Origin of the sequence: Streptomyces sp. NPDC046831 (genome assembly GCF_040645305.1) — a bacterium.
In the GTDB taxonomy this organism is placed as follows: Bacteria; Actinomycetota; Actinomycetes; order Streptomycetales; family Streptomycetaceae; genus Streptomyces.
In genome coordinates, this window is sequence record NZ_JBEYXZ010000055.1 from 1 (window position 1) to 11,961 (window position 11,961).

Below are 11,961 nucleotides of genomic sequence, written 5' to 3' on the forward strand. Positions count from 1 at the left end.
TCCTCGGACCGGCGCGAGTGCCGTCGCTCACCGGCGCACCCGGGTCGACGCGCCGGCCGCTGCGGGCGGACACCCCCCGACACGGCCCCTGCCGTCCGTGGGCGCCTGCGGGCGCTGGGTCCCCCCAGGTGGCGGTCCCGGGCGGAGGGACACGTAGGGACCCGGGCAGGGGGTCCGGGGGCCCGGGCGGAGGGGTCCGTGGGTCCCGGACCGGCTGCGCCCCCGGGCAGGAGAGCACGCGGGACCCCGGACCGGGTGGCGGGCCGGGTAGGAGAGCACGCGGGGCCCCGGGGCGGGTGGCGGGCCCGGGTAGGAGGGCACGCGGGGGACCGGGTCGGGTGGCGGCCCGGGCGGCGGCCCCGGACGCAACGAGGACGGAGCCCCGCCGGTCGGTGCGGGCGGGTCAGGGGCGGGTCACGGTGATGCGGGGGCCGAGCGCTCGGTGTCCGGGGTGTTCCCCGAGTCGTCGCCCGACGTGGCCAGCCACGCGCCCACCCCGAGCGCCGCCGCCACCACCGCGCCCGCCAGGGCCAGCGTGATCCGGCGCCGCCGGGCCGCCGCACGGTGGCGGGCCGAGCCGGGCCGGGCCGCACCCGCCGCGCGCGGGGCGCGCGCCGTGCCGTGCGCGCCGCCCGCCAGCTCGTCCGGGCCCGGCACCCGCATCGAGGTGTGGGTGTCCCGGTTGGAGTCCGGCCTCGCCCCCGGTACGAGCGGCACCGCGCCCCGCCGCGCGCGGTTCCCGGCCGGTGCCGCCGACGCCGCGGGCGTCTCCTCCTGGTCGTCCAGGTCGGCGTCCGGCTCGTCGACGTCCAGCGGCGGGATGCCGGCGAGCATCGGCAGCAGTTCCCTCAGCCGCGCCGCCAGCTCCGACGCCCGCAGCCGGGAGGCGGGCGCCTTGGCCAGGCACTGCACGAGCAGCTGCCACAGCTCCTCCGGGATGCCGGGCAGCGGCACCACCGTCTCCGTGACGTGCCGGCGCAGCACCGCGCCGGGGTGGCCGCCGCCGAACGGCGTGAAGCCCGCCAGCAGCTCGTACAGCACCGTGGCCAGCGCGTAGATGTCCACGGCCGCCCGCGGCGGCAGCCCCTCCACGATCTCCGGCGCCAGGTAGTCAGGCGTGCCGATGATCTTCGTGGCGCGGGTCCGCTTGGGCGTGTCGATGAGCTTGGCCACGCCGAAGTCCGTCAGCAGGGCCGGGTGGGCGCCGCCCGGGCCCAGCGGGCCCTGCATGTCCAGCAGCACGTTCTCCGGCTTCACGTCCCGGTGCACGACCCCCGCGGCGTGTGCCGCCGCGAGGCCGTCCGCGACGTCCGCGGCGACGGCCACCGCCGCCTCGGGCGCGAGCCGCCGCTCGCGCTCCAGGCGGGTGCGCAGGTCCGTGCCGCGGACGAGGTCCATGACGAGCGCCAGGTCGTTGCCGTCGACCACCAGGTCGCGCACGGACACGACGTTCGGGTGCTCCAGACCGAGCAGCGCGGTCCGCTCCTGCACGAAGCGGCCCACCAGTTCCTGGTCGGACGCGAGGTCCTCGCGCAGCAGCTTGATGGCGACGGGCCCCTCCGGCCCCTCGCCCAGCCACACCGTGCCGGCGCTGCCCCGCCCCAGGATCTGATGGGCGGTGTACCGGCTGCCGATCTTCCGTGCCAAGACTGCTCCTACAGACGCGTGTTGCCGACAAAACTACGCGTCCGGAGAGTCGGCCTTCACCAGGGGAACGGAAATCACCCCTCAGGTGTCGACATGTCGCCGAACTCGCGGGCAACTCCGGTGCGCGGGCGGGGCCGTCGCGGGCGACCGCCCCCGCGCGGGGGAACCCGCCTCTGCGACTGCTCGAGGCCACGGGGACAACCCGGACCGAGTGAGGTCCGCCGCGCGACGGGCGGCCGTCCCGCTGGGGCACGCCGCCGCCTCAGGGGACCTGGCCGGGCGGGGCGGAGCCGCCCTCGGCGCGCGGTTCGCCGGCCGGGCGTGCGTCAGCCGCCGGTCGTGCCGCCGGTGGACCCGCCGCCCGAGTCGCCGCCCAGCTTCCCGATCCAGTCGGTCACCTGGCCGAACCAGTCGCTCAGCTGCCCCCAGAAGGTCCGGCCGGTCCCGATCCAGTCCTGCAGCGGGCTCAGCTCCCAGATCAGCCAGCCGGCGACGAACAGGACGACGATCGTGAACAGGCACCCCTTCAGGCAGCCCAGGCCCGGGATCTTCATCGGGTTGGCGCTGCGCTGACGCGGCGGCCGCGGCTCGCGCGCCGGGCGCCGCGGCTCGGCGGGGGCGGGCGGGGCGTACCGCTGGGGCTGCGGGGCCTGCGTGGGCTGCGGCTGGGGCGTGGCGTAGCGCGGCGGCCGCTGGTGCTGCGGCGGGGCGTACTGCTGCGGCTGCTGCTGTTGCGGGTGGCCGTAGCCGGACCGGGGCGGCTGCTGCTGCGGCCGGGCGACCTGCCGCTGGGGGCGGCGGCGCAGCGGGTCCTCGCTCGGGTCGAGGTACTGGACCTGCGTCTGCTCGTTGCGGTCGCGGGCGGCACGGAGCTGGGTCTGCCACGGGTGCGGCTGCTCCGGCTGCTGCCCGGCGTCCTGCTGGTTCTGCGGCACCGGCGGCATCACGCGCGTCGGGTCGGCGGCGCCCGGCAGGCCGGTGTGCGGCAGGACGCTGGTCGCGGCGTTCGGGTCGTAGGAGCCCGCGCCCTGCGGCAGCACCTGGGTCGGGTCGGCGGCCCCGGGCACGTCCGGCGCGAGGGCGCCCGGCACCTGTGCGGGGGCCGGGTCGGGCGCCAGCAGCGCGCCGACGCCCTCGGCGGCGGCGATCTGCGCGGCGTTGGCGTGCACGCCGACGCCCTCGGCGACGACGCGCAGGCCGCGCGCGAGGTTCCCGGCGCTGGGCCGCTGCCCCGGGTCCTTGCGCAGGCAGCGCTCGATCACCGTCCACAGCGGCTCCGGGACGGTGGAGGGGCGGCGCGGTTCGGCGCTCAGGTGCTGGTGCAGGACTTCGAGGGCCGAGCTGCCGGAGAACGGCGGACGGCCGGTGACCAGCTCGTACAGCAGGATGCCGGCGCCGTAGACGTCGACGGCGGACGTCTGCGGGCGGCCCTCGGCGGACTCGGGCGCGACGTAGGCGGGGGTGCCGACGAACTCCTGGGTGCGGGTGAGCCCGGGCGAGTCGGCGAGGCGCGCGATGCCGAAGTCGGTGAGCATCGGGTGCATCTGCCCGCCGTCCTGCTTCAGCAGGACGTTCGCCGGCTTCAGGTCGCGGTGGACCACGCCGTCGGCGTGGCTCGCGGCGAGCGCGTCGGCGACCTGGGCGGTGAGCAGCGCGGCGGCGACGGGTGTGACGGGGCCGTTCTCGCGCAGGAAGCGGTGCAGGTCGGGGCCGTCGACGAGGTCCATGACCAGGGCCAGCAGATCGCCCTCGACCACCAGGTCGCGCACCCGGACGATGTTCGGGTGGGTCAGCCGGAGCAGCACGGAGCGCTCCCGCAGGAACCGCATCACGACGTCCGGGTCGTTCGCCAGCTCCTCCTTGAGGACCTTGATGGCGACGGTCTCGCCGGGGGGCACCCCCATGCGGGCTCGCCAGACGGTGCCCGTGGCGCCGCGTCCGAGCGGTTCCTCGAGCAGGTACTTGCTCCCTACCGGCCGCACGTCATGCGCTCCCTGCTGCTTGCTTGCCTGGTCCCGCGCCGGGCCCGGCGGGGTGGGCCTCCCCCGCCGGGCGGAGCCGGGGGCGGGGGCGTTTCCGACCCACTGTAGTGCCGCCGTGCGCGGTGCCGGGCTGTCATCGGTCCGTGCCCGGCGGCCCTGCCGCGCGCGGCGCCGGGGCCCTGGGGGCGACCGCGGTCACCTCCGGAGCGACGTACGCACGGGATGCCGTACATGTTCGACGGGAAGACGCTCGGCTGGGGTCGATGGTTGCCCAGACGCGGACGTGACCGATCTCAAGCGGTCATTCGGAGGGCACTGGTCAGCCATTTTTACGGGCAGAGCCGACCAATCAAGATCACTTGCCGGTGGGCGGCGGGCGCGGTGTCGGTGGCAGGTGCGAGGATGCCTCCCAGTACTGGCCGACGTGCCCGTGCGGCGGTGGGGGAAGTGCGCGGTGGGGGGACCGCGGGACGGCTTCGTCCCCGTACGCGGGCGCCCGCGCAGAAGGGACCGCTGACGGCGATGCAGATCCGGCTGACCGTCGTAGACCCGCTGGGCCCGCCCCCCGGGGCCCAGAGCCGCGCCGCTGCCTGCGACGTGCTGGTGACGGCGCCCGCGGGCACGGCACTGGCCGCGGTGGCGTCGGCGCTCGCCGCCTCGGTCGCCGGTGAGGCGGGCGCCGCCGAGCGCGGCCGCGAGGCCGGTGCGGGACCGGTGGTGCTGTACGCGGGCGCCGAGCGGCTCGACGCCCAGCGCTGCACGCTCGGCGAGCCCCCGCTGCTCGACGGCGCGGTGCTGTCCCTGGGCGCCCCGGCGGAGCCCGAGGCGCACCCCGAACTCGACGACGCCCCCACTCAGCTGCACGTGGTCGCCGGGCCGGACGCGGGCGGAGTCCATCTGCTGCACGGCGGGCAGATCACCGTCGGCCGCTCCGCCGACGCCGACGTCCCGCTCGACGACCCGGACGTCTCCCGGGTGCACTGCGCGGTCACGGTCGCCCCCGACGGCCGCGTCTCCGTCGCCGACCTCCAGTCCACGAACGGCACCGAGCTGGACGGCGAGCGTGTGGGCTCCCGCCCCGTCCGCCTCACCCCCGGCGCGCTGCTGCGCATCGGCGAGTCGGCGCTGCGCCTGGCCCCGGCCGGCGGCCCGGGGGCCCGGGTGACGACGGCACCGGACGGGGAGGGCCACGTACGGGTCCCGTCGCCGGCCGGGCGCGGACCGGGCGGCGGCACCGGACCGGGCGGCGGGCCGGCGGCCGGGCCGGCACCGTCCGCCCCCGCCGCGGGCGCGGGTGCGGAGCGCACCGCGTTCGGGCACGGCTCGGCGACCTGGATGCCCACCGGCGCCCAGCACGGCCCGGAGGCCCGGGGGCAGGAAGCCGGCGCGCCCGGCGTGCCGCCGGCGCGGAGCCAGGCGGCCGGCACCGGGGACCACGGCGGCCACGGCCCGGGCGACGCGGCAGCAGGCGGGGGCCCGTACGCGCCGGACGCCGGTGCGGACACCCACGGCGGACGCCATGGAACGGGCGGGCCCACCACCCGGGGCACCGGCACCTGGGACGGCGCCGGAGCCTTCGCTTCCGGGGACAGCGCCGGGCGGCCGGCCCGCCCGGCCGACGAGGCCCGGCTCCCGGACGGCGCGGCCGAGGCGGGCGGCGCGGTGGACGCGGGCGGCCGCAAGGGCACGCCCCTGCGGGGCACCGACGTACCCCAGGGCCTGCGCCGGCGCGGCGGGTTGGGCGCGTGGGCGCGGCGGCTGGCCGGCGGCCGCGGCGAGCAGGCGGCGGCGCGGGATCCGTACGAGGGGACGGAGGACGGCGGCCCGGCGCACGCCGCCTCCCCGCGCTACACCCGGACGCGCCTGCCGGAGACCTGGCCCGACCCGGCGGCGCTGCTGCTGACCGCGCTGGGCCCCGGCCCGCGCCTGTGGGAGCGCGGGCCGGGGCACGCGGAGGCGCTCACCGTCCGGCTGGGCACGGCCGACCGGCCGGCCCTCGACGGCTCGGGCCTGCTGCCCGTGGTCCCGGTGACCGCCGATCTGCGGGAGGTGGGGGCGCTCGGCCTGGCCGGGCCGCGCGCCCGGCTGTCCGGGCTGGCGCGCGCGGTGGTGGCCCAGCTCGCCGCGCTGCACTCCCCCGACACGGTCGAGATCGTCCTGATCGCCTCGGAGCGCACGCGTGCCCTGCGGGAGCGCACCGCCGAGTGGTCCTGGCTCGGCTGGCTCCCCCATGTGCGCCCCGGGCACGGCCAGGACTGCCGCCTCCTCCTCGCCTACGACGCCGAACAGGCCGCCGCCCGCACGGACGAGTTGCTGCGGCGCCTGGACGACCACCTGGCGGACACCCGCGGCCCGGCCGCGTCCGGCACGGGCGCGGGGACGGGCGGGCCGACGGCAGCGGGCGGACCCGGACCGGCGCATCCCGCGCACACCCCGCACGGTTCCCCCGCCGAGCCGTCCTACGAGCCGCCGCCCGCCGTCCCCGCGGCGGCGCAGCCGCCCCGCCGGCCCTCCTGGGCGCGGGACGCCGAGGCGGACGCCCGCGCCTTCGCGGGGCCGTACACCGTGGTCGTCGTGGACGGCGACCCGGGTGGCCCCGCCCTGCGCGGCGCGGTGGCGCGGCTGGCCCAGGAGGGGCCCCGGGCCGGGATACACGTCGTGTGCCTCGCCGAGGCGGCGCCGGCCTCCCCGGCGTCGCCGGTGACGGAGACGTACGAGGCGGCGTGCGCGGCCTCGCCGGTGTTCCGCGCCTGCGGTGCCGTCGCCCTGCTCAGCGGCGACGTCGCCACGGCGCTGCGGCTGATGCGGGTCGCGCACGCGGGGACGGAGGCCCGGCGCCCCGGCGCCGCGGCCGGTGCGGGTGCGCCGCGGGGCGCGGCGGCCCACCCGCCGGCCGGCACCGCCGGGCGCCCGGACGCCGCCCGCCCCGCGGCGGACCCGCGCCCCGGGGAGCACCCGGACGCCGCCGCCCCCGGGGACCGGCTCCCGCACCCGTCGGCCCCCGGCGCCGCGCGTCACGGGAGCCCGGACCGCCCGGCCGCCGTCCCCGCGACGGCCGACGGGTCCACGCACCGCCTCGCCGCCGCGCAGGTCCACGCGCACGCCCCCGCCCCCGCGAGCGGGCGCCCGCAGGCCTCCCCCATAGCCCCCGGCACCGTGGCCGTCGTCGACGCCGTCTCCCTGGCGTGGGCCGAGCGGTTCGCGCGGGCCATGGCGCCGCTGCGGACGGACACGGCCGGCGCCGGCCCGCAGGCCCGGGTGTCGGCGCCGCTGCCGCAGTCGGCCCGGCTGCTGGACGAGCTGGGGCTGGCCCGCGCCACCCCGGCGTCCCTGCTGGCGCGCTGGGCGGACGCGGCCGACGACACGGCGGCGCTCGGCGGGCGGGCCATGGCCGTGCTCGGCGCCGGGCCGCGCGGCCCGGTCTGCGCGGACCTCGTGGCGGACGGCCCGCACCTGCTGATCGAGGGCCCGGCGGGCAGCGGCCGTAGCGAACTGCTGCGGTCCGTCGTCGCCTCGCTGGCGGCCGCCGAACGCCCCGACCGCCTCGGCGTCGTCCTGATCGACGGCCGTGACGACGCGGGCACGGGCGCCCACGGCGAGGGCCTGCGCGTGTGCACGGACGTGCCGCACGTGACGACCCACCTCACCGCCAACGACCCGGTCCGGATGCGGGAGCTGGCCCAGTCGCTGAGCGCCGAGCTGAAACGGCGGGCCGAGCTGCTCGGCCGGACGGACTTCACCGAGTGGCACACGCAGCGCGAGGTGTCCGGCCGGATCGTCGCCCAGCGCACGCCCGCGGGCCGGGGACCGGGCGGTTCCGGCGCGGGCGACCTGGAGAGCCCGCCCACCGCCACGCTGCGGCTGCGGCACCCGTCCGCCGCCCGGCGGACCGAGGAGGCGCCGCCGCTGGCCCGGCTCGTCGTGGTCGTCGACGACCTGGACGCCCTGGTGTCCCCCGCGCTCGGCTCGCCGGGCCGGCCGGCGGCCGGGTCCGTGATGCGCGCGCTGGAGGCGGTGGCCCGGGAGGGCGAGCGGCTCGGCGTCCACCTGGTGGCGGCCACCGGCCCCGGCGGCCGCACCGCGGAGTCGGAACCGGCGCGCCGGGCGACGCTCCGCGTCACGCTGGACGCCCCGGCCGGGGGGCGCGGGAGCGCCGCCCCGTTCGAGCGGGGCCCTGACTGCGGCGGGGAGCCGGCGCCGGGCCGCGGCCGGCTCGCCTGCCCGGACGGCCGGGTGACCCCCTTCCAGGGCGGCCGTGTCACGGGGCGCATCCCCCGCACGGCGACCCTGCGCCCCACGGTCGTCCCGCTGGAGTGGCACCGCATGGGCGACCCGCCGGCCCGGCGTTCCGTACGGGAGCTGGGCAACGGGCCGACGGATCTCGCCCTGCTGGCCAGCGCGCTGGAGCGGGCCGCGCGGGAGGTGTCGGCGGCGAAGGTCCCGTCCCTGCTCTGACCGCGGATCCGACGTACCGTCACGACGTGGTCACGATCGCCCACTTGACACGGTGGGCGCTCTTGCCGATGTGCGGAAGCCGGGCGTAGACCGGATCGCACACGGGAAGGCGCTCGGTCGTTCGACGAGGAACGAAGAACGGGGCAGTGATGCGCAGCACGAGCAGCACCATCCGGACACGCAGAGCCGCACGGACCGCCGCCGCCGTCGCCGCGGGCGCGCTGGCGCTCTCTCTCACCGCGTGCGGCGGAAGCGACGACGACAAGACCAGCGGCGGGAAGAGCAGCGGGAGCACGGACTCCGGCAGCACCCTCACCCTGCCGAAGCTGAACGGCCAGAGCCTGGAGGTCGCCGCCGTGTGGACCGGCGGCGAGCAGGCCAACTTCAAGAAGGTCCTCGCGGAGTTCGAGAAGCGCACCGGGGCCAAGGTCACTTTCGTCCCCGCGCAGGACCCGATCATCAACTTCCTCGGCTCGAAGATCGCGGGCGGCCAGCCGCCGGACGTGGCGCTCCTCCCGCAGCCCGGCGCCATCAGGCAGGCGGTCGAGAAGAACTGGGCCAAGCCCCTCGGCGCCGAGGCGCAGGCGCAGCTCGCGAAGAACTACTCGCAGGGCTGGCAGGACATCGGCAAGGTCGACGGCAAGCCGTACGGCGTCTACTACAAGGCCGCCAACAAGTCGCTGATCTGGTACAACGCCCAGGTCTTCGAGAACGCGGGCGCCAGTGAGCCCAAGACCTGGAAGGACCTGCTGACCACCGCGCAGACGGTCTACGACTCGGGCGTCACCCCGATCTCGGTGGGCGGTGCCGACGGCTGGACCCTCACCGACTGGTTCGAGAACGTCTACCTCTCCCAGGCGGGCCCGGAGAAGTACGACCAGCTCGCCCAGCACAAGATCAAGTGGACCGACCCGTCCGTGAAGGACGCGCTGACCACGCTGGCGCAGATCTGGGGCAAGAAGGACTACCTCGCCGGCGGCCCGAACGGCGCGCTGCAGACCGAGTTCCCGGTCTCCGTCACCCAGACCTTCACCGGCGGTGACCAGCCGAAGGCCGGCATGGTCTACGAGGGCGACTTCGCGCAGGTCAACATCGGCGAGACCAAGGCGAAGGTGGGCACGGACGCGAAGGCGTTCCCGTTCCCGGCCGTCGGCTCCGCCGCGCCGGTCGTCTCCGGCGGCGACGCGGCCGTGGTCCTGAAGGACTCCAAGGCGGCGCAGGCCCTCGTCACCTTCCTCGCCTCGCCGGACGCGGCCACCATCCAGGCCAGGCTCGGCGGCTACCTCTCGCCGAACAAGAACGTGCCGGAGTCGGCCTACCCCAACGACGTGCAGCGCAAGATCGCCAAGGCCCTGATCGCGTCGGGCGACGACTTCCGCTTCGACATGTCCGACCAGGCCCCGCAGGCGTTCGGCGGCACGCCCGGCAAGGGCGAGTGGAAGGCCCTGCAGGACTTCCTGAAGAACCCGGCGGACGTCGCCGGCACACAGGCACGGCTGGAGAAGGACGCCGCGGCGGCGTACGGGGGCTGATGCCACGATGACCGGACACCACCGCAGAGGAAGCCGGCGATGACGCCGGCAGCCGCGGAGGGCGTCGCCAAGACCACGGCGGCGTCCTCCGGCCCCCGCCGGCGCAAGAGCGTGACCGGCACCCGCAGGACCGTGGCGGCCCTCTTCCTGCTGCCCGCCCTGGTCCTGCTCGGCGCGCTCGTGGTCTACCCGATCGGGTACTCGATCGTCCGCAGCTTCTACGACAACTCCGGTGACGGCTTCGCCGGGTTCGCCAACTACCGGGCGCTGTTCACCGACGACGGCATCCGCGCCGCGCTGAAGAACAACATCGTCTGGGTGGTGTTCGCGCCGGCGGTCGCCACGGCCCTCGGCCTGATCTTCGCGGTGCTCACCGAACGGGTGCGCTGGGGCACGGCGTTCAAGCTGGTCGTCTTCATGCCGATGGCGATCTCGATGCTCGCGGCCGGCATCATCTTCCGCCTGGTGTACGACCAGGACCCGGACAAGGGCGTCGCGAACGCGGTGTGGGTCGGGGTGCACGACACCTTCGCCGAGTCCTCGGCGTTCCCGAAGGCGCACCCGGGCCGCCAGTCGCCCCTGCGGGCCGAACGGGGCGGCTTCATCACCACGGGCACGGTGCACACGGGCCGGCCGGTCGCCCTGCCCCTCGTCGGAGTCGCCCCCGACAAGATGCCCGACGGCGCGAAGAAGGCCGTCCCGGCCGAGCCGGAGCCGGGCAGGATCACCGGCACCACCTGGCAGGACTTCACACGCGGCAAGGGCGTCGGCCGGCTCGGCGAGGTCGATCCGGCCGAGCTGGGCTACGCCGGGATGCGGATCGAGGCGGTCAGGGACGGCCGGGTCGTGGCGTCGGCGAAGGCCGCCGCCGACGGCACGTTCACGCTGCCCGCCAAGGCCGACGGCGCCCAGCTGCGGCTCCCGGCGAGCAACTTCAAGGAGCCGTACAACGGCGTGGACTGGCTGGGACCGTCGCTGGTCACCCCGGCCGTCATCGGCGCCTACGTGTGGATGTGGGCCGGCTTCGCGATGGTGCTGATCGCGGCGGGCCTCGCCGGCGTGCCCCGGGAACTGCTGGAGGCGGCCCGGGTCGACGGCGCCAACGAGTGGCAGGTGTTCCGCCGGGTCACCGTGCCCCTGCTGGCGCCGGTCCTCGCGGTCGTCGCCGTCACCCTGATGATCAACGTGCTGAAGATCTTCGACCTGGTCTTCATCATCGCCCCGGGCTCCTCCCAGGACGACGCCAACGTGCTGGCGCTGGAGCTGTACCGCAAGGGCTTCTCGGAGGGCCGGCCGGGCGTCGCGAGCGCCATCGCGGTGCTCCTGCTGCTGCTGGTGATCCCGGTGATGCTGTTCAACATGCGCAGGCTCAGGCGGGAGGTGCGGCGATGACGGTGCAGACGGCCGGTTCCACGAGGACGGCGCCCGTCCGGGCCGTGGCGGCGAAGGAGTCGCTGGGCTCCAGGCTGGCGGGGGCCGTCAGCGGCGGCCTGGTCCGGGTGTTCCTCATCCTGGTGGGCCTGTTCTGGCTCGTCCCGACGATCGGTCTGCTGCTGTCGTCGCTGCGCTCGCCCCAGGACATGAGCTCGGGCGGCTGGTGGCAGGTCTTCACCGAGCCCTCGCAGCTCACCTTCGACAGCTACCGGAAGCTGCTGGAGAACGGTGACATCACCGGCTCCCTGGTGAACACCGTCCTGATCACCGTCCCGGCGACGGTCCTGGTGGTCGTCGTCGGCTCGCTCGCGGGGTACGCGTTCGCGTGGATGGAGTTCCCCGGCCGCGACTGGTGGTTCCTGGCCGTGGTCGGCCTGCTGGTGGTCCCGGTGCAGGTGGCGCTGATCCCCATCGCGGAACTCTTCGGCTCCGTCGGCCTGTTCGGCACGGTTCTCGGGGTGGTGCTGTTCCACACGGGCTTCGGTCTGCCCTTCGCGGTGTTCCTGCTGCGGAACTTCTTCGCGGAGATCCCCCGTGAGCTGCTGGAGGCGGCCCGGCTGGACGGCGCCGGTGAACTGCGCCTGTTCGCCCGGGTCGTGATGCCGCTCGGCGGGCCCGCGATCGCCAGCCTCGGCATCTTCCAGTTCCTGTGGGTGTGGAACGACATGCTGGTGGCGCTGGTGTTCACCAAGTCCGGCACGCAGCCCATCACGGTGGCCCTGCAGACACAGGTACGCCAGTTCGGCAACAACATCGACGTGCTGGCGCCGGGCGCGTTCATCTCCATGGTGATCCCGCTGGCGGTGTTCTTCGCCTTCCAGCGGCAGTTCGTCTCCGGCGTCATGGCGGGTGCGGTGAAGTAGCCCCGACGGGGGCAGTTCACGGAGGGGCGGGCCGGCAGCGGTCCGCCC

The 11,961-nt window shown here is 76.4% G+C and carries 7 protein-coding genes; 4 read left to right on the forward strand and 3 right to left on the reverse strand.

All coding sequences use genetic code 11. The features are described 5' to 3' along the window. Positions 1-414: 414 nt before the first annotated feature. Together ABZ920_RS29310 and ABZ920_RS29315 are read right to left on the reverse strand one after the other, a co-directional pair. On the reverse strand, positions 415-1,647 hold the full coding sequence (locus ABZ920_RS29310) for a serine/threonine-protein kinase (protein WP_361511459.1): 1,233 nt from the start codon (positions 1,645-1,647) through the stop codon (positions 415-417). A 326-nt stretch (positions 1,648-1,973) separates the two neighbouring features. Then, positions 1,974-3,629: a protein kinase gene (locus ABZ920_RS29315; protein WP_361511462.1), complete on the reverse strand. Its 1,656-nt coding sequence runs from the start codon at positions 3,627-3,629 to the stop codon at positions 1,974-1,976. Between the two features lie 522 nt (positions 3,630-4,151). Here ABZ920_RS29315 and ABZ920_RS29320 point away from each other — a divergent pair. Then, positions 4,152-8,084 (forward strand): FHA domain-containing protein, encoded by a 3,933-nt coding sequence (locus tag ABZ920_RS29320; protein ID WP_361511465.1) that lies wholly within the window; start codon positions 4,152-4,154, stop codon positions 8,082-8,084. A gap of 19 nt (positions 8,085-8,103) precedes the next feature. On the opposite strand, the gene ABZ920_RS29325 is transcribed toward ABZ920_RS29320, so the two are convergent. Next, on the reverse strand, positions 8,104-8,244 hold the full coding sequence (locus ABZ920_RS29325) for a hypothetical protein (protein ID WP_361511468.1): 141 nt from the start codon (positions 8,242-8,244) through the stop codon (positions 8,104-8,106). Here ABZ920_RS29325 and ABZ920_RS29330 point away from each other — a divergent pair. The 3 genes from ABZ920_RS29330 to ABZ920_RS29340 are packed head-to-tail and all read left to right on the forward strand — an operon-like array spanning position 8,234 to position 11,913. Beyond that, positions 8,234-9,616 carry an ABC transporter substrate-binding protein gene (locus ABZ920_RS29330; protein ID WP_361511471.1) on the forward strand — a complete coding sequence of 461 codons (1,383 nt, stop codon included), beginning with the start codon at positions 8,234-8,236 and terminating at the stop codon, positions 9,614-9,616. The genes ABZ920_RS29325 and ABZ920_RS29330 overlap by 11 nt on opposite strands. 39 nt (positions 9,617-9,655) lie before the next feature. Further along, entirely contained in the window at positions 9,656-11,008 is a 1,353-nt protein-coding gene (locus ABZ920_RS29335; RefSeq protein WP_361511474.1) for a sugar ABC transporter permease, read from the forward strand. After that, positions 11,005-11,913 carry a carbohydrate ABC transporter permease gene (locus ABZ920_RS29340; protein WP_361511477.1) on the forward strand — a complete coding sequence of 303 codons (909 nt, stop codon included), beginning with the start codon at positions 11,005-11,007 and terminating at the stop codon, positions 11,911-11,913. Before ABZ920_RS29335 ends, ABZ920_RS29340 begins: the two co-directional genes overlap by 4 nt. The last annotated feature ends 48 nt before the right edge of the window (positions 11,914-11,961 follow it).